Annotated in this window: 16 protein-coding genes; 6 read left to right on the top strand and 10 right to left on the bottom strand. The window is 51.0% G+C overall.

Annotated features, from left to right (window positions below; genetic code table 11):
* The first annotated feature begins 6 nt into the window (after window positions 1-6).
* The 5 genes from tssC to tssH are packed head-to-tail and all read left to right on the top strand — an operon-like array spanning window position 7 to window position 7,624.
* On the top strand, window positions 7-1,524 hold the full coding sequence (gene tssC, locus IG168_RS16905) for a type VI secretion system contractile sheath large subunit (RefSeq protein ID WP_319024743.1): 1,518 nt from the start codon (window positions 7-9) through the stop codon (window positions 1,522-1,524).
* A 2-nt stretch (window positions 1,525-1,526) separates the two neighbouring features.
* Window positions 1,527-2,000, top strand: coding sequence for a type VI secretion system baseplate subunit TssE (tssE, locus tag IG168_RS16900; RefSeq protein ID WP_193165774.1), 474 nt, complete (start codon window positions 1,527-1,529; stop codon window positions 1,998-2,000).
* Complete coding sequence (gene tssF, locus IG168_RS16895) at window positions 2,000-3,829, top strand: type VI secretion system baseplate subunit TssF (RefSeq protein ID WP_193165772.1); 1,830 nt, start codon at window positions 2,000-2,002, stop codon at window positions 3,827-3,829. Before tssE ends, tssF begins: the two co-directional genes overlap by 1 nt.
* Window positions 3,793-4,923 carry a type VI secretion system baseplate subunit TssG gene (tssG, locus tag IG168_RS16890; protein WP_193165770.1) on the top strand — a complete coding sequence of 377 codons (1,131 nt, stop codon included), beginning with the start codon at window positions 3,793-3,795 and terminating at the stop codon, window positions 4,921-4,923. The genes tssF and tssG overlap by 37 nt, the downstream gene beginning before the upstream one ends.
* A gap of 37 nt (window positions 4,924-4,960) precedes the next feature.
* Window positions 4,961-7,624 carry a type VI secretion system ATPase TssH gene (gene tssH, locus IG168_RS16885; protein ID WP_193165768.1) on the top strand — a complete coding sequence of 888 codons (2,664 nt, stop codon included), beginning with the start codon at window positions 4,961-4,963 and terminating at the stop codon, window positions 7,622-7,624.
* A 404-nt stretch (window positions 7,625-8,028) separates the two neighbouring features.
* Here the strand turns inward: tssH and IG168_RS16880 are convergent, their stop codons facing one another.
* The 10 genes from IG168_RS16880 to IG168_RS16835 form a co-directional block, all read right to left on the bottom strand.
* Window positions 8,029-8,313 carry a hypothetical protein gene (locus tag IG168_RS16880; protein ID WP_193165805.1) on the bottom strand — a complete coding sequence of 95 codons (285 nt, stop codon included), beginning with the start codon at window positions 8,311-8,313 and terminating at the stop codon, window positions 8,029-8,031.
* Window positions 8,268-8,747 carry a lipase family protein gene (locus tag IG168_RS21025; protein WP_193165767.1) on the bottom strand — a complete coding sequence of 160 codons (480 nt, stop codon included), beginning with the start codon at window positions 8,745-8,747 and terminating at the stop codon, window positions 8,268-8,270. Before IG168_RS21025 ends, IG168_RS16880 begins: the two co-directional genes overlap by 46 nt.
* A gap of 203 nt (window positions 8,748-8,950) precedes the next feature.
* The gene (locus IG168_RS20710; protein WP_226877085.1) at window positions 8,951-9,484 is read right to left on the bottom strand and encodes a DUF6795 domain-containing protein; all 534 of its coding nucleotides are present in this window, start codon (window positions 9,482-9,484) and stop codon (window positions 8,951-8,953) included.
* A 406-nt stretch (window positions 9,485-9,890) separates the two neighbouring features.
* Entirely contained in the window at window positions 9,891-11,069 is a 1,179-nt protein-coding gene (locus IG168_RS16865) for a lipase family protein (RefSeq protein ID WP_193165766.1), read from the bottom strand.
* A 2-nt stretch (window positions 11,070-11,071) separates the two neighbouring features.
* Window positions 11,072-11,476 carry a DUF6795 domain-containing protein gene (locus IG168_RS16860; protein ID WP_193165765.1) on the bottom strand — a complete coding sequence of 135 codons (405 nt, stop codon included), beginning with the start codon at window positions 11,474-11,476 and terminating at the stop codon, window positions 11,072-11,074.
* A 306-nt stretch (window positions 11,477-11,782) separates the two neighbouring features.
* Complete coding sequence (locus IG168_RS16855) at window positions 11,783-12,205, bottom strand: DUF6795 domain-containing protein (RefSeq protein ID WP_193165764.1); 423 nt, start codon at window positions 12,203-12,205, stop codon at window positions 11,783-11,785.
* A gap of 117 nt (window positions 12,206-12,322) precedes the next feature.
* A complete protein-coding gene (locus IG168_RS16850) occupies window positions 12,323-12,571 on the bottom strand; it encodes a PAAR domain-containing protein (protein WP_226877088.1) in 249 nt (82 codons plus the stop codon).
* A gap of 48 nt (window positions 12,572-12,619) precedes the next feature.
* Window positions 12,620-13,198: a DUF6931 family protein gene (locus IG168_RS16845; RefSeq protein ID WP_193165762.1), complete on the bottom strand. Its 579-nt coding sequence runs from the start codon at window positions 13,196-13,198 to the stop codon at window positions 12,620-12,622.
* A gap of 11 nt (window positions 13,199-13,209) precedes the next feature.
* The gene (locus IG168_RS16840; RefSeq protein ID WP_193165761.1) at window positions 13,210-15,141 is read right to left on the bottom strand and encodes a type VI secretion system Vgr family protein; all 1,932 of its coding nucleotides are present in this window, start codon (window positions 15,139-15,141) and stop codon (window positions 13,210-13,212) included.
* A 167-nt stretch (window positions 15,142-15,308) separates the two neighbouring features.
* Window positions 15,309-15,797: an Hcp family type VI secretion system effector gene (locus tag IG168_RS16835; protein WP_193165760.1), complete on the bottom strand. Its 489-nt coding sequence runs from the start codon at window positions 15,795-15,797 to the stop codon at window positions 15,309-15,311.
* A gap of 623 nt (window positions 15,798-16,420) precedes the next feature.
* Between IG168_RS16835 and IG168_RS16830 the strand changes: the two genes are divergently transcribed.
* Window positions 16,421-19,018 (top strand): bifunctional serine/threonine-protein kinase/formylglycine-generating enzyme family protein, encoded by a 2,598-nt coding sequence (locus IG168_RS16830; protein WP_193165759.1) that lies wholly within the window; start codon window positions 16,421-16,423, stop codon window positions 19,016-19,018.
* Window positions 19,019-19,087 lie beyond the last annotated feature (69 nt).

The following is a 19,087-nucleotide window of genomic DNA, read 5'->3' as shown; positions in this document are numbered from 1 at the left end:
CCCGCCGTGACCGTTGCATACGCTGAAGCTGAAATGCGCGAATCCGAGCGTTTATTGCCGCCGCAATTCGTCGCTCAGCGGAGTGATGTGCTGCAGAAATTTCTGCGCGAGCCTGATGATTTGTTTGCGTTCGAATACTGGCTTATCGAAATCTGTCCCTGTGCCCATGGCGACCGGTTTTCAGTAACAGACTGGTTGAGCCGCCTGGTAGCCGAACTTGACGAGCTCATTTGCGACCAGGTCAATAGCATACTCCACCATCCGCAATTCCAGCGGCTCGAAGCCAGCTGGTGTGGACTATCCTTGCTGGTGTGCAACGCGCCGCACGCGGATTCCGTAAAGATAAAATTGCTGGACGCGAGCTGGAAGGACCTTTCCAAAGATATCGAAAGAGCACCGGATTTCGACCAGTCCGGGCTATTTCACTTGCTTTACAACGAAGAATTCGGAACCCCGGGCGGAGAGCCATTCGGTTTGATCCTGGGTGACTACTATGTTTCCCACCGTCCTTCTCTGGGTCACCCTTTCGATGATGTCTTTACCCTGCAAGGTATTGCCCACACCGCTGCAGCGGCTTTTGCTCCTTTTGTCTGTGCGGCCACACCGCAATTATTTGGTGTGGACCAATTCGATGACCTGGCCAAACCGGTCGACTTTGGTGAAATTTTTAGACAGAAGGAATATATTCGCTGGAATGGCCTGCGCGACCTGGAGGACAGTCGCTTTGTCGCGGTGACACTGCCACAGGTCCTTGTGCGTCAGCCTTACAATACAGAATTTTCCCGCTATCGCGGTCTGCGTTTTGCGGAGGACGTCGCTGCCTCGCACAGCCATAAATACCTCTGGGGTAATGCCTGTTTCGCGCTGGGTGTGGTTCTGATTCGCGAGTTCAGCGAAGTAGGCTGGTTTTCCCATATTCGCGGCGTTGCCCGCGACCACCTTGGTGGCGGGCTCGTCACCCAGTTGCCAGCGCTGCCCTACAAGCCCGACAGCACGGGGCAACGGGTGCGGATGTCTACCTCGATCCTCATCACCGACTTTGTTGAGCGAGAACTGAGTGACCTGGGTTTTACCTGCCTCAGTCACTGTTATGACACGCCGTACAGCGCATTCAACAGTGTCCCGTCTCTTCAGCGACCGCGTCAGTACACCACCAAAGCAGCCAGCGCCAACGCGCGGATCAGCGCCATGTTGCAGCAGATTCTATGTGCTTCGCGGTTTGCGCACTACATCAAAGTCATGATCCGGGACAAAGTAGGCGCTTATATGAATGCCAAAGACTGTGAACGTCAATTACAGCAATGGCTGGAACGCTATACCACTGGCCGCGAAGACCTGTCATGGGAGATGTTGGCCAGATATCCGCTGCGTGAAGCGCGTGTACAAGTGGTAGACGAACCGGGGAAGGTGGGCAGTTACCAGAGTGTCATTCACCTGAAGAGTCACTATACCGTCGATCATTTGGTATCTGAACTCAAACTGACCACGGCATTGGCCCAGGTCGGTATCGGCACGGTGCGCTAGACATGCAGAAAGAAAAGCGCCTTCTGGCGCCAGTGCTTGACCGCTTGCTGGAGTCGTCCCGGAATATGGACGTCCACCAGCCACATCAGGTTTTGAAGCAATTGCGCGAGGGCGTGCGACGTGATCTAGAGCACCTGTTCAATACCCGCTACTGCTGCATCTCTGCCCCAGAGAGTCACACCCACTTGCAATCATCCAATATGAATTTCGGTCTGCCGGACCTATCGACGGTAAATCTCTCATCACTGGATAGCCGCAAGCGATTCTGTCGGGATATCGAAAGATCGATTCTCAGTTTTGAGCCCCGTATCCGCACGGTCAAGGTCTCGACGCCAGATAATGTTGACGCGGAGGATCCCAGTATCCGCTTTCGTGTGGAAGCAGTGCTCCACGTCAATCCCGCGGCCGAAGTAATTGTATTTGACTCAACACTAAACCCGGTGACACAAACCGTGGATGTGTCGGAGATTATGTAATGAGTGAAAAGCTGATCGATCTCTACGAGCGGGAAATGGCCTTCGTCCAGCAGACCGCTGGCGAGTTCGCACGTATGCACCCGGCCGCAGCCTCCCGGCTGCAACTGGATGCCGATACTGTCGACGATCCACTGGTAGGACGGCTTTTATCCGGCTTTGCCTATATGAATGCCAGAGTTCAGCAGAAGCTGAGCGATGATTTCCCCGAGCTCACCGATGCCATGCTGGAGACCTTGTATCCCCACTATCTTCGGCCAATTCCATCCTGCGCAATTGTACAGTTTGAACCCGAGCCCGACCTGGATGCCATTACCCCGGTTGAAGTCGACACGCTTCTGGAAAGCGACAGTTTCCAGGGCCAGACCTGTCGTTTTACAACCCGCTATCCGGTAGATGTCTGCCCCTTTCAGGTGGAAAGTGCCAGCCTGATGCCGCGTCCGTTTATTGCGCCCGGTTGTAATGAAATTCAGGGTGCTAATGCGGTCCTGAAACTGTCACTGAAAACCCTCAGCCAGGATCTGAGCTTTGCCGAACTGAAACCGGAAGCGCTCCGGTTTTTTCTGCGGGGCCAGCCAAGTCATATCTATGTTCTCTATGATCTTTTGCTCAGCAAATGTGTGAAGCTGGTCGTTGCCAGTGGGGAAGCAGATCCGAGACCGAGCATTCTGGAGCCTGATACGATTCAGCAGGTCGGACTGGAGCCCGAACAGGGCCTGCTGCCATATCCGGATACCGCATTTCTGGGCTATCGACTACTGACAGAGTACTTCGCCTTTCCGGAGAAGTTCCACTTTATCGATATTTCCCATTTAGATCGCGCTTTGAATGACAGCTACGGCGATACGCTGAACCTGTATTTCTACCTGTCGGAGTCCAACGACGAACTCGAAAAGCAGATTGCCGCGAGTATGTTCGCATTGGGCTGTACGCCGGTGGTCAACCTATTTCCGCAAATTGCGGACCCAATTCCGCTGAGCCACACTCAATACAGCTATCACGTAGTCCCGGATGCCCGGCGCAGTGATGGTTTGGAGGTCTATTCTGTTGACCACGTCGGGGCCACCGATGGCAGTGGGCAGACCACGCCCTACCGCCCGTTTTATGGCATCGGCCACAGCCAGAGTGCCGCTTCTCAGTCAGCTTTCTGGTTTATCCGTCGTCGCGATATCGTGGAAGGCGAACACCGTAATGAGCAGGCTACAGAAGTCGATATTTCGCTTGTCGACCTGGATTTTACTCCTCACCGTATCAGCGACCAGACGCTCTCGGTCAAGCTCACCTGTTGTAATCGCAATCTCCCCAAAAAACTGCCAACTGGAAACGCTCAACCCTATCTGGAGGTGGTAGACGGGGATGCACCGGCCAGCCGGATTGGTTGTGTGGTTGCGCCCACGGGGACGTTGCGCCCGCCGCGCAGGGAACGCGGTTATTGGCGGCTGATATCCCACCTGAACCTCAATCACCTGTCACTATCTGGCACCGGTGGTTGCGAAGCGCTGAAAGAAATCCTGCGACTGTACGATTTCCGCGATTCAGCCAGTACCAGAAACCTGATCGAATCCCTGTTGAAACTTCAAACCAGGCCGATCACCGCGCCAATTCAGATCGATGACAGTGTGGTGCTGTGTCGCGGTACAGAGGTAGAGATAGAGCTGGACTCGATGATGTTGGCGGGCGCCAGCCCACTGTTGTTTGCCAGCATTCTTGAGCGCTTTCTCGGGCTCTATTGTTCTCTGAATTCCTTCACCCGCCTGATTGCCACGCTGAGTGGCAGAGATGGAGAGCTGAAAAGATGGCCACCTCGCGCCGGCGACAAAGCGTTACTGTAATAGAGCGACTGCGTCGCGAGCCCTACCGCTTTGAATTTTTTCAGGCGGTCAGGCTACTTGAGCGTGCGGCGAACTACGCTGGCGAAGGTAATGCGCTTGAGCCAGTGGCGAGTTCGGCACCGCCGTGGCGTGAGATGGTGAGGTTCAGTGCGCAATCCAGCCTGTCATTCGTTGGCTCAGATATTCTTCGTCTTGAACAGCGCACCAAAAAGGATGCCGAGAATTCCGATAAGGGATTGAACCAGTGGCATATGGAAGTGGGCTTTACAGGTCTAATGGGTAGCCAGGGCGTAATGCCTTACTATCTGACAGAGGTGATACAGCAGGAGTTACGCGAGAAGAGCACAGCGCTGCGTGATTTCCTGGATATCTTTAACCACCGCCATATTTCTTTGCTCTACCGGGCATGGCACAAGTACCAGCTGCCGGCCAATTACGAACGTCACCACCTGCGTCGAGAGAGGGAGCCGGATCTGTTCAGCCATGCACTGGCATCGATCGCTGGTCTCGGTACCACCGAAATGCGCTACCGGATGTCGGTACCTGATGAGGCATTACTGGGGATGGCTGGACATCTCGGCCGGCAACAATGCTCCGCCGCAGCACTGACCAGTATGATCCGCCATCACTTTGACCTGGATGTGAAAGTTGAACAATTCCGCGGGCAATGGGATGAGTTGCCCGAAGACGTCCTCTGCCGCCTGCCCGGTCCGGGTTATCCTCAGGGCATCAATAACTGCCTTGGAATCAATACCATACTTGGCACCCACTGCTTCCAGGCACAGAACAAATTCCGTGTTGTGGTAGAGCCGTTGGCGTACGAGCAATTCATGACGATTGCCCCCGGCAGCCAGAAACTGGAAGCGCTTAAATCATTTATCCAGTTTAGTGCCGGCATTGAAATGGACTTTGAGATATCCGTGACCTTGAACACCGCGCAGGTTATGCCGGTGCAGTTAACGGAAAAGCCTGAATGCGAACCGTTACTCGGGTGGAATACACACATGGTTGGCGAACAGCAGATGGACCAGTGCGTGGAGATTACCCTGAGCGCCGATCAGGTTTCTCCTGACGAAGCGTTGCCGGCGGCCTGAATCAAGATAGATCGAAAGACAAAAGGAAATTTGCACCATGATCAATATCGACCTCAAACGACTCGTGGATACCATGACGCCCCATATGCGCGATTCTCTCGAGGGCGCGGCGGGACTCTGCATGGCACAGAGTCAATACAATGTCGAACTGGAGCACTGGCTCCTGAAACTGCTCGACCAGTCCGATACGGACTTCTACCACTTGCTGGAGAAACACGACGTCAATCCATCCAGCCTTGCAAAGCAGTTGGCCGGTACTATCGCCGCCTTTAAGTCCGGTAGCAGTCGCCCGGCCGCATTGGCACCCAGTATCGTCGAGGGTGCAAAGAATGCCTGGATGCTCGCCTCTATCGATTACGGACATCGAGCGATCAGTTCGGGCCATCTGTTGGCAGCCCTCCTGCTGGAAGAGACCTCTCGCCGCCAGTTGCTGGAAAGTTGTCCTGAATTGAAAGCCATTGCGCCGGAATCCATTCGCGAAACTGCCCGTGCCATGTTTGGCCACAGTGGTGAATCTAGCCACATCAGCAGCGCTGCCGCGGGCGATGAAGGGACGGCGGCTGTGGCGGCGGCAGCCAGCAAGGCACCGGCGCTGGACAAATACACCGTAAACCTGACCGAGCGGGCGGCAAAAGGCGAGATTGACCCGGTACTGGGGCGCGATGAAGAAATCCGCCAGTGCATCGATATACTCACCCGCCGCAGACAGAACAATCCGATTCTGACCGGTGAAGCCGGCGTGGGTAAGACCGCTGTGGTCGAGGGTTTCGCACTGCGTATCGCCAGTGGGGACGTGCCAGAACCATTGCGTAATGTGGCCTTGCGGACATTGGATCTCGGTCTGCTACAGGCGGGCGCCAGCGTTAAAGGCGAGTTCGAAAGCCGACTGAAGTCCGTCATTGAGGAAGTCCGTGCCTCGGCCACCCCAATCATCCTGTTTATCGATGAAGCTCATACAATGATCGGCGCAGGTGGCAAGGAGGGCCAGGGAGATGCGGCCAATCTGCTGAAGCCGGCATTGGCCCGCGGTGAATTGCGTACTATTGCTGCAACCACCTGGGCGGAGTACAAGAAATATTTCGAGCGGGATCCGGCACTCACGCGACGTTTTCAGGTGGTCAAGGTCGAAGAGCCCGGCGAAGAGAAAGCTATCGATATGATGCGCGGCATCGCAACCTCGCTGGAAGAGCACCATCGGGTGCGGATCCTCGATGAGGCTATCATTGCATCAGTAACGCTGTCGCACCGTTATATCCCCGGACGCCAGCTTCCAGACAAATCCGTCAGCCTGCTGGACACCGCCTGCGCCCGTGTGGCTTTGGCTCAATCTGCCACGCCCGGCCCGATAGAGGATGCCCAACGCATCATTGCCCGTACCACCACAACAATAGAAAAATTACAGCGGGAAAACGCTGCAACTGGTGTCCACGAAGAGCAGTTGGCGTTATTGGCCGCACAAAAAGCGGAAGCTGAATTGCGCCTGGAGCGACTGGAAGGTCAGCGGCGGCAGGAAGTGGAGCTGGTTGAGCAGATTCATCTGCTCAGGGACCAGATAGACGAGCAATTCCAGAGCAAACTCTCCGGTGAAGAGTTTCAGGATGGGGCTGCTATGGCCGACCTCAAACAGCAGCTGGCGGCACTGCACAGCCAGCTGCAGGAAGTTCAGGGTGATACACCACTGATGCAGCCCGCGGTCGATGAGCAGGCCATCGCCGAGGTTATCGCCAATTGGACGGGTATCCCGGTGGGCAAGATGGTCTCGGATGAAATCGTCGCCGTGCAGACGCTAGCCGAGCGCCTCAATGCTCGCGTCATAGGCCAGCCTCACGCGACCGAAGCGGTCGCGCAGGCAATCCGCACCTCCCGTGCCGGACTTACTGATCCTCGTAAGCCGGTGGGCGTGTTTATGTTCTGCGGCACCAGTGGTGTCGGCAAGACCGAAACAGCACTCGCTCTGGCCGACGAACTATTTGGCGGCGAGCAGAATATAACGACCATCAATATGTCGGAGTTCAAGGAAGAGCACAAGGTATCCATGCTCTTGGGCTCACCCCCGGGATACGTTGGCTATGGAGAGGGTGGTGTCTTGACTGAGGCAGCGCGTCGCAAGCCCTATTCGGTCATTCTCCTCGATGAAATGGAAAAAGCGCATCCGGGCGTCCAGGATATTTTCTACAATCTCTTTGATAAAGGTTCGATTAAGGATGGTGAGGGCCGCGACATTGATTTCAAAAATACCGTGATTATCATGACCTCAAACGCCGGTGAAGATGCGATCCGTGCGATTTTCGAGCAAGTTGAACAGAAGCCGGAGCCAGATGTGCTGCTGGACAATATTCGCCCGGAACTGCTGAAGAAATTCAAACCGGCATTTCTGGGGCGGGCGAATGTCATCGCCTACTATCCGCTGGATGACGAAAACCTGGTGGAGATCTGCAAAATCAATATGCGCCGAATCGAGAAGCGGATCAGGGAGCATTACGGCGCTGAGTTTACCTACGATGATGATGTGTTGATCAATATTGTTGCACGCTGTCAGGAATCGGATACCGGCGCGCGAAACATAGAAGTGATATTAAACAGGACGTTACTGCCGGCCCTGGCTGGTGAATGTTTAAATCGCATGGCAAATTCTGAAGAAATAAAGGCGATCCGTGTGAAGGCGACAGAGACTGGAGAGTTCGGTTACAAAGTTGAATAGATACAAGTATCTATATTTGAGGCCCTCAATGATGAGGGCCTTTAGGCATTGGGATAGTAATTTTAACTTCGGTGAGTTGATATCTTCACGACAAAAATCTGGTTTATCTTGCTGTTACGGATTCATATGATCCCGTTGGGTTAAGTTTCTATCCATTAAATATTGATCGAGTGGCAAATTGCACCAGGCTGTCAACTCTTTCCTTTAGTATGCGAAATATATGCCGGATAAAAATAACGCTTATGTTTATATCTTTTGCTACCTTAAGCCCTAAAGCAGACATTATTCTCGAAATCAGCCTGTAAACCCATATGGATAGCTTGGTTGAAAAATCTATCCCTTTTTTCAGTACATACGCGAGCATATCAAGAAGCGTTACTCCAGAAGCTAAGCCAAACTGTAAGCTAACTCCGGCAATTTTTAATATCATTAGTAATGACATACCCAATCGCCTCGTTAATCATGTTCATTGTATTCATGCAAAGGCTGAGCGGACCACTGGATGACAGCCATTGTTCAATGGCGGTTGTTGATATCTCAGGCTCTAAAATATACATTGTTTCCCAAGGCGATGACTTACTAATAGTGGCGATGTAATTTTTCATCTTGTGATATTCTCCAGATGGCATGCTTCCTGGACTGTTTAAACAGTAAGCATCACTTTTTCCTGGCACGTGAAAAAAGGCCATATCGGCACCATGGGTACGACGTCAGTTTTGTGGTAAACACGGCATATATCTGTACCTTTCAACATCTCTCGTGTGAGTGACTTCACGAAACTAGATGCGCCAACTCTAGGGCTTCCAAACGTATATAGCTTTATGTCTGATGTCTTTGCATACTTTGAATTCTTTAACCACTCAGCAGTTAAGGTCGCCAGTGCCCCGCCAAGGCTGTGACCTATACAGTGAACTGTATCTATTGGTTGCTTGTGCTCAGATAAACATTTTTTAATTTCTGGTAAAATTGACTGAAAGCATTTGTTAAACCCTGTGTGAACAAAGCTTCCATTTTCTGAGGGCGAAAACCCAATAGTCGCGTCGGTAGCCAAGTCGAACTTATTGTCTGTTCCCCACAATAGAATGAGTATATCACCACTGAAGTTTCCTTTCCCTTCGGCCACGACGCCAAATCCAGTTTGTTTTTTATGATCCAGAGCGTGCCTGAATAGCCATTTACGACATCATTTTTATCTGATAGATCCCAGGTGTTCTTAAACCGATCAATCTTAGCTGGTGTAAAAGAGTCACATTGTATTTCATATACGGCGCTAGCTAGATTCGCTGAATCCTTGTTGCTTATAACGCTGGCCATTCCGGCAACCTCTTAGTTGCTCCAGGTGCAGTTTGTTCCGATAGAGTGAAGCATCAAATGGAAAAATTTAGTTTCTCCAGTAATTTCACATTTCAAATCAAGCTTCCTTCCTTCAAGCTCTGAGTTTTCTTCTTCGCTACGTTTTACAGTTTCCCATACCAAATACAGTTTTCCTTTGTATTCAGCTACCAGCTTTTGATGGGATACAAATTCTTTCGGTAAGATTGAGAACTCTTTTTTGGATAGTGGCGGGAAAGAAAAAAAACCGTTTTCATTTGTCTTGATCGTATCTTCAAATTTTTCTCCTTCGTATTGGACTATGCGGTGTACAGGGATATTTGAAGCGGTCTTACCTTCATAGGTTAGGTGGGCGCTAACTTTAGAGAAAAGAAAGACCTCTTTACCGCCGATTATAGACATGGCTACTCCAGTATTAGTTATTAGAAATAAGGTTAAAAAGATTACTTTCCGCACATTTTGTCCTCCTGTCAGTACAGTGGGGAATCCGCCAAAAATTACTCTACCGTGAGTGGTTGAATCGCCCATGCGTGCCGCAGGTCTTTTGGATGGGAACAGTGGCGCTGCCGATAAGGATGGTGTTGGGTGGCCCGACACGGTTCATGTGCTGGTTGCCGTGGGAGATGTCAATCCGCCAATTATTACTGTGGGTCCACGGGGGCTGACGATAAGTCCGCCCACGTGAGGCACCGTGCCAGTAACCATAGGGCAGACATGCATATCGGTAATGTGAGCTGCGGGCTTTCCCATGCGTTAATCCTCTATACGGGCGTTGCCACCACGGGTCAGATCCAGGCCCAGGTAGCGAACAAATGCCTTGCATGTCCTTGCTAGTGAGCGCCTAAACCGTATGGAAATTGCTGAAGAGATAACGGCCTTTCAATAATCCTTTAGTAACAGCAATTGCAAGTGATGGAGGATCGGCGGATATCAGTTAGTCAATTAATCTGCCTGCTCGCATTACCAAGTCTGAAACTGCACGGTGTACCCGTAGAAAAATTGCACGGATAAAAGCGACCGTCATATTGAAGTCATTTTTGATTTTTATGCCGATTAATTGGGCTAAGCGTTTAATTAGCCGCAATATCCAGAATGAAACCTCCTTGCTGAATTGATAAGCCTCGTGCATAAATATTGCAAGTCGATCCAGGAGCGTAAATGCAGTACCTCCGGTAATAACAAGCGCTATTCCTGAAAGCTGACCCACTTTTTTCAGTACCCAAACTAAAGCCTCACTTGCCATCCGGGCAGTATTGAGAGACAGAGATAAGATGGAGTCGGACTTTAGCCATGCTTCAATGCTTTTTCGCATTTCACTTTTGGGCCGGTATTTGCGTATCGTATCCCAGTCCAAGCTAGTACCATTTGGAGCAACTGATGACACATAATTGCCCATCTTGTGATGCTGAATCGGATTCATAGAATTAGGTGAAGGGATTTGGAAGTCTCCGATTCCGCCATCAGGAACGTGAATAAAAGGCCACGTTGGGACCATGGGCACCGGATCGTGCTGGTGGTAAGTACGAAAAATATTTTCTTCTCTTAGTCTTTTCCTGCATGCGGTAGCGAAGAAGTCGAGTCCTACCCTCGGACTGCCGAATGTATACAGTTTTGCTGTTTTACCAGTTCTGGAGGCAAGCCAGTCTGCGGCAAGGGTGGCGAGCGCGCCGCCCAGGCTATGTCCTATACAGTGAATACTGTGTACTTCTGTTGGAAGGTTGTCTGCAAATTTAGTTAGCTGAGGGAGAAAAGAGGAAAACGTATAATAGAATCCCTGATGAACGGCGCCACCTGTATAGAAGCTTTTCAAGCCCGCATTCAAGTCCGTAAGTGCATCGTAGCCACTTGCGGTGCCTTTAAGAACTACAATCGCATGGCCTTTGAAGTTGTTGATCCCATAGGCTGCAACACCCATTGTGTGCTCGGACTTTAGAAAAACAAGAGCTCCAGTTTTTCCAACTATTTTGGCAGATCTTTTATCATTGTTGATTTCCTTGACTTCATTTACGAGGAAATCATTCTGATATGTTTCAAGGAATAGTTCGCGTGTTCCTGGATTTTTTATCAGGTAGATATCATCTGCTAGCCTAGCGCTATATTCCGGAGTAAGCATAGTTATTCCCACCTGCAAGATGTTTTAACGATTGAGTCAAAGGCCCGTTCTAATTTCGGTTCTTGGGTTAATTCACAGGTAAGGATGAAAGGCTTTCCGTTCATTTCAGAGTTTTCTGAGGGGTCTCTCTTTGCGTAGACCCATATCTTATAACTTTTATCATTATATTCGACTTGGATAACTTGGGATGATACGAATTCGATAGGCATTATCTGGGTAACGGAAGCAGCGTACATTGCCGGAAGTAGTACATTTCCTGACTCATCGGTGGTAAATGTATCTACCATCTCTTCTTTCCAGTTTACTGATCGTATAACCTTTGCACCATGTGCAGGTTCTCCATCAAGCGTTAATTTGATCTTCATTTCAGAGAAGATGCAGGCTTTTAGTGAATTGAGAAAGGCCATCGCGTTACTCTTGATTGGAATGGTAAGAAGTAGAATTATGAAGGTTCTTAATATCATGTTTTGTATAAATAGATGCCCAAAATTACAAAAATATGATGATTGGTTGTTGTTATAAATCATAAATATTTGATACTTAAAGAGTGTCTGGATGAAAATAGAAGTCACAATGCGCCGAAGATTAAGCTTATTTATTTGCTGTTATTGCCAGTGTATTGAGGGTTCCATTTACCCTTATTCATAAATATATTTAGAATGCTAGCCTTTTCTGATATATATTCATTGTCATCTGAGCAGAATATTTATGTATCATATTTTTTCACCGGTCTTCCATCTGCATCTTGTATATAAGTCAGAGCCGCCAATCCGGTAAGTCTTTTCCTTCTCGTTAATGTCGCAATTTAAAATCAACGGCTGGCCATCTAGCTCAGAGTTTTTTGCCGGACTCATTTTGGCGTTTTCCCACAAAATCTCTTCATCGCCATTTATAACGATGGCCAATTGCTGAGCAACAAAAAACTGAATGGGTAAAATTTGACTGATACCTGGGTCTCTGATGCCGTCAAATTCAACAAATCCGTGCTCGTCTGTGTAGGACGAATCCTCTTCAAGTCCATCCTTCCATTCCCAGCGGCGGATCACTTTCAAATTTTTAAATGTCTCTCCATTTTGAGTTATTTTTATTTTTGACGGTGAGAACAGGAATGCATTTCTCGTATCGAAAATTGACATAGAAAGAACCTGACTCGAAAAAATAAAACTGCTAGAAAGAATTTTATTAATGATCTTGAATTCATAGATGGATTTTATCTCTGATACAAGTCATCAATAAGATCAATACCTATCTGGTCAACCACCAATCAAAACCGTAGGACATCCTCCCACAATAGTGCCGCCATGGCTGGTAGAGTCTCCCATACGTGCCGCAGGCTTCTTTTGGATAAGCACAGTGGCACTACCCATTAGGATGGTGTCGGGTGGCCCGACACAGGTACATGTGCTGGTTGCCGTGGCAGATGGCAATCCGCCAATTATGACTGTGGGCCCACCGGGGCTGACGATAGGGCCGCCCACGTGAGGCACCGTGCCGGTAACCATAGGGCAGACATGCATATCGGTAATGCGAGCAGCGGGCTTTCCCATGCTTTAATCCTCTATACGGCCGTTGCCACCACGGGCCAGATCCAGACCCTGGTTCAGGTAGCGAACAAATGCCTTGCTGGGATTAACTGGATCGGAAAGTACTGCGGCCAGTGTGACACTTCCGGCCACCGCATGCGCGTAAAGGTGCGCTGGCGGCTCAATGACCGGTTCGCCTTCGGCCGCCAAACTACCGTGGCACCAACTGGCAGCGGTAGCCGCCCAGCTTGCCGGCGTCTTGTGCTTGGTTTTCTCGCCCAGCAGTTTACAGCGCAGGCGGGCCTCCTCCGCTGGCTTCTTGACCCAGCTTTCCGCAGCGATCAAAGCATTCACATTGTCCTCATCGGTTTGCGGGTTCTGGATATCCCGTGCCGAAAGGCAGGCCCACCACACAGCTTCTCGCTTGGGTAGACCGTGGGCGAGTATTTTTATCGCATCCGGGTACAAGCCTGCATCCATCAACCGGTTAATACTCACTTCCGGCGCTGTCTCGGGCACCAGGTGCCCTTCCGCCTCTTCACTCACTTCAAAATTTTTGAGCAGTTCGGCCGCCGTCAGCGCTTGGACTTTAACCAGGTCAGTCATTGCTCACTCCGTCAGTTGATCATGGTGACGCCGCCTTTCAGCGTCAACATGGCACCGGCTTTGACTTCAGTAGTGGCACCGCCTTTGACTTCGACAGTGGCATCCCCTTTACATGACAACGCGACCCCCTTGATGGTGACACCCGTCGGTGTCAACTTGATGCTGCTACTGCCTACTTTCAGTTCAATCGAGGTTTTGGAGGTGATCTTGATTGCGCCCATGGCGTCCGTGGTCTGCTTTCCCTGACTGATCTTCAGCGTGTGATCACCGGATCCCAGTGTGGTTTTCTGGTTCCCTTTATCGATATCGATGGTCTGATCGCCTTTTGCGATGGTGACTGTCTCGCTGCCTTCGCTTACGGTAATGCTGCGATCCTGCTTCACTTCCAGTGTTTGCTTGTTCTCAATTTTACCTGTCTGGTCGTTATGAATCACATAGTTGTGATCCTTTCCTGCCTCCATATAGATTTCTTCGCTTCCTCCCTTATCATCAAAGCGAAGCTCGTTGTATTTGCTGCCTTCAAACTCGGTTTTCCACCCGCTCTGGGTTGCGGTGTAGTTGGGGCCCGGGTTATCACCGTTATAGACGGCGCCGGTGACAATTGGACGGTCGGGATCTCCATTGAGATAGGTCACCACAACCTCCTGACCGACTCTCGGTACAAAGTTTGTACCCCAATTCTTTCCGGCGAAAGACTGCATTACACGCACCCAGCAGCTGTTCTGCGCCGAATTCCAGGGAAATTTGACTTTGACCTGGGTATACGGGTCCTTGGAACTGGACGCGGCAGTGGCCTTGACTTCCAGCACCTGGGCTACCTGGGGCGAGTGAATTTTATTTGCGCTGATAAGAGGGTCTGGGCGCGGCATTGCCGATGATGGTATGCAACTGAATGTGTTGTGGAACTTGGAACCCTGGCTGTTACCGTCAGTCGCGGAGATCTGTAGTGAAGTGAGCAGATACTTACCTTTCTCGGTCGCCAGCGGGTGATCGAAGTTGAATCTTCCGCCAGCGCTGAAGCTCGGGCAATCGCTGGTGCCGTTTCCCAGGTCAAACAGCGCTTCCTGGGCCTCCATGGCTCTATCAGCAAGCGCCTTATGGTAGCTGTCCTTGAATTTTCGCTTATGCTCCCCGTCAGCCTCGAAGTGATTCATGCCATAGAGACTGCGCACATAACTGGATACGTCATTCAGTCCGCTGGTGGTTTTGACTTGCTGCTTATTATCCTTGTTCGCGGTGAACTCGCTGTAGTCTTTTAGCTCAAACCCTCCGCCGTGGTAGTTGAAACTTCGACGCCAGCTACTGACCGTATGCTGGGTAGGGTGAGATCCGCCACCGTCATACTCGACCTTCTCTGAATGGCAATCGTAAAAATCCTGGGGATCGTCACAGAGTACCAGTTCATGATCACTACTACTGTGCCGGAAATAGTAAGCGATACCTTCCTCCGCCATCAGGCGGGTAACGAATTGGAAATCGCTCTCGTCAAACTGCACACAATATTCCCTGGGTATATATTCGCCGCTGAGTTTAACTGAAAGCTTGATAACCTTGCTGTACTCGCCGAGCACCTCTTCGAGAATCTGTTTGGCAGATTTTTTTTCAAAAATCCTGTTCTTCCCACCGAGATTGGTAAACCACAACCCTGGTTGAATGACTGCACTATAACTTCGCAAACCCTCGGCATTGACATCGTGCATTGAAAAGTGCGTTACAAAACCACTGATATACCGGGGTGCCTTGGCATGGTGTATTGTTGCTGTAAGCACTTTACCCACAACATCTTTCTGGGTGACCGCGTGATCGTCGGAAAGTAATTCGAGCTGATAGCGAAAGGGCTTCGAAATATGTTCTTCACCATGAATAGAGGTCGCAATCATTGCATCAGTGCCGACCGGGCTGTCGACGTGAATCATGCGCTTGTCTTGATTGAGCGTAGACATAACCAGACCCATTTCCCTTTCAGGTGCTTAGGATTTGTGCATCATGCGGTTGGTATTGCAGAATCTTTAGCGAAATGCTCACAAAGAACACTTGGCTAAAATTGCCGGGCCAGTTTCATGTCAGGTGGCGCCATGAGAAGGGCCCGGCGGTGTAAGCGTGATTTAGCTTACATAACAGCGGCAGTGGTGAGGTCGTAGCCAACACGCATGTTTTTCGGATTCTTGTTGGTCTTGTCTGCGTGGTTGAGCTCTGCCTCGATCTTGGCGAAGCTCAGGGAGATGGATTCCATCGGGGCCCCGCCGCTCGTGGCGCTGATGCTGTAGGAAGAAATAATCGCATCTTCCAGCTTGTAAACCGCGTATTTCTCTACTGCGTTGGCACCAGTCTGAACAATGTGAATCTCTGCGACAACACCTTCGTCACCGGATACTGAGGCTTTGAACAGTCCACCAGATGCAGCGTCAATGTGCTTACTGAGAGTGACCTCGCTGATGCTTGGGCGTGTTGCCTCACGATTTGCCATTGCACCCGCTTCCATGCTGATAGCACGACCGACACCGAAGCTGAAGCTGTCGATTGCAATCCAGTCTTCGTAGCCCTTTGCCGTAACGTTGCCAGCCGGTGAGCCGTTGTTGAAGTTCAGGTAGATAGCCATAAGTAATCCCTCATATGTGTATGGACGGTTTCTTGGGTGGTGCTTCCTTTACCACCGCACAGTGGCAGCAGCGCAGGGCTTGCCTTCTTGGCAATTGAAGGCATTTAAGCAGAGCGACCCCACAAAAAAAACAGACTTTGACAACTATTTAATCGACTCTGGCACACATTTATTGTGTGTCGAATTTGGAATGGTACGGATGTGTGAAATTTCCACTCAGGCACCATTTATGTATTTGCCGAGAATACATACCTGCGATTAATGTGTGCTGTGTGTCAGCTACCTGTGAACATCTAATCTCGCAATTTTCACTCCGGAACTATTTTTTAATCAAATAATTTAAAAGATTGGCGCAAAATGGCTTTAATCATATTTCTCATTATTACATCCGGTTGATTGTTGTCGCATGAAGGAGTATCAATCGCGAAGAGAGAAATAGTGGATTTAAGATTCTTTCGTCTGTTCCGGAGTTGGAACGCATAAGTGGAATATTGAATTGTTGAGGCTATATCGCCTCAGGTATACTGCGCCCGCAATTTTTGTCGTCGCCCTTTATAGCGATTGACCACGCAAAAATGATATCGGCAAAGGACATGCCGAGGAAATCTTCCAGGGAGGTTGATTTGAGTGACAAGACGCGCATAGTCAGGCCGTCTGAAAAAACTGATTTGTCATCTTCCAGAGGATGCGAAGATGATGGTGATACTACAGTTTTTATCGGCGGTGATAATACCGGTGCAAATGATCACCCTCCCGTCGGTTCCAATCCGGGACTGATTCCGACTGGTTCTGCCAAGCAAGCCGCTGATTCGACCGTATATCAACCTCGGGGCAGAGGTGCGAAAAGGTCAGCTGGTACAGGTGTACAAGCCGGCATTCACGAAGCGGTACATTTTGAGCCGTCTACATCCCGCTCGGGAGCCGTCACCAAAACAATTATAAAAGGCCGCTTCGAGCTGGATAAATTGCTTGGTGTTGGTGGTATGGGCGCTGTCTACAAAGCGCTTGACCGCAGAAAGCTGGAGGCCAGCGATAGCGAGCCCTACGTCGCTATCAAGCTTTTAAACGAGGATTTCCAACAGCACCCGGATGCTTTTATCTCGTTGCAGCGTGAAGCGCGGAAGTCGCAGACCCTTGCCCACCCAAATATCGTTACGGTATATGATTTCGATCGCGAGGGTGATCGGGTCTTCATGACCATGGAGTTTCTCGAGGGGGCGCCACTCGACAAATTGTTGCGGGAGCACGTCGATGTTGGTCTTGACACCGAGCAGGCGTGCAGAATTTTGCACGATATTGCGCAGGCGCTGATATATGCCCACTCACATCATATCGTCCACTCCGACTTCAAACCGGGCAATATCTTTGTCACGGCCAAGAAAGGCGCGAAAGTTTTCGACTTCGGAATCGCACGTGCGGTATCTGAGGGGGGGATTGGTAATAAAGCCGGCGAAAAAACGGTATTTGATGCGAGTACCCTCGGAGCGCTGACTCCCGCCTATGCGAGCATGGAGATGCTGCAGGGCGCTGAACCGGCGCCAAGCGACGATGTGTTTGCCTTGGGCTGCGTTGCCTATGAACTCTTCTGCGGGCGTCACCCTTACGGGAAGGTTCCCGCCGACAAGGCCTTCGAGCAAAGCCTGAAACCGAAGAGAATCCGCGGTCTGAGCCGGAGGCAATGGCGCGCGCTGGAAATGGCGCTGGCGCTGAAGCGCGAACATCGCACACCTACCGTCGAAAAATTCGAACAGAATTTCTTCGGCAATAATACCTGGCGTTGGGTTCTGGGGACTGCATTTGCAGCACTGCTGGTCGGAGGTGCCGTTGGTTATGCACATCTCGAGCGGCAGAACGTCGCGGAACAGCAGCGGGTCAAGGTGGAACTTGAGCAGAAGTTGCAGGATGAGCTGCTGCAACGCCGCATCGCCGATAAAAAGGAAGCCGTAGACCGCCTGATCGGGCTGAGTATCCTCACACCTTCCTGGGAGCAGGACCTCGAAGAGGAGCTGCGGGAATACGCGACACTCAACCCCGCAGATAAGGATTATCTGGATTTATCTCGCCAGCGAGTCTCGGAGCTCTTTGTATCAGCAGCTACCGGCCAGCTGAACCTGGGCAATCTGGACGACGCAGAGAATATGCTCGCACGCGCCGCAAGTTGGCATACAACTTCCAATGCTGCAGCTGAAGTCGAGTCTAAAGTGACCGAAGAGCGTCGGGAATTGCAGGAACGCCTTGCGGACGAGCGGCGTGCGGCCGAGCGCGAGGCAGAACGCCTTCGCCAGGAAGAACTTCGCGCGGAGCGCGCACAGCAGGCCCGCGAGAAACAGCGCAAGATCGATGCGGTACTCGACGATATGGAAGTGGCGCTGCGCTGTGATTTCCAAATGAAGATCGCCAGTGTAGGCACACAGCTCTCGCGCCTCAGTGCACTGGATGCCGCAAAAGCACAGCAAATTCGTCCGGTACTCGCAAGTGAATTGAGCAGCTGCTTCACGCGCCTCGCCAGTGAAAACCCTCTGCGGACTGAGCCATTGCTGGTCGCGGCGCGCAGCCTTCTTCCGAATCAGTCGGTCCTTAGCAATTTTAAACTGGATTTCTGTGGCCACTTACGACCCGGCAGTGGCGGCCGTGGCGACCGCTACAGCTGTGCCGACCGACTTGAAAACGGTACCGATGGCCCTGCCATGGTTGTGGTAAAAGGAAGTAAGCGGAAGCCATTGGTCATTGGTAAATACGAAATCACCAACGGCGAATTCAAACACTATTGTAGCGAGACCGGCAGTTGCAAAGCATTGAAGCTCGGCGCGGATAAATTGCCTGTACAGAATATCGGTATTGTCGATGCAAAGGGATACCTGCAGTGGTTGGGCGAGCAAACTGGCTATGACTACCGGCTTCCGACAGAGCGGGAATGGTTTGCGGCGGCCAGTGCCGATGGAGCGCAGGAAGTGGCCGATCGCAATTGCTATCTGAAATACGGCGGCATTGAAAAGGGGGCAGAATTGGTGGCGGCACAGGCCGGCTCAGCCAATGCCTTTGGTCTGGTCAATGCGGTAGGGAACGTGCAGGAGTGGGTATACGGTACGGACGGCAAATTGCTGGCGCTCGGTGGTGACAGGGAAGACCCAATGAGTCGTTGTCTGGCGACAACAAAGCGGCTGCATGATGGCAGTGCCGATGCTGTAACCGGGTTTCGTGTCGCCCGTGATCTCCATTGATTTTCGGAATAATCGAGGTCCGCGCTGCAGTGGGGACCATTTTCGCTTTAGGCGATTGATACAGGGATT

The sequence above is a fragment of the Microbulbifer hainanensis genome (assembly GCF_014904735.1).
Lineage (GTDB): Bacteria > Pseudomonadota > Gammaproteobacteria > Pseudomonadales > Cellvibrionaceae > Microbulbifer > Microbulbifer hainanensis.
Note: the sequence above shows the minus strand (reverse complement) of the source record. Positions and strands in the feature narration are given on the sequence as shown.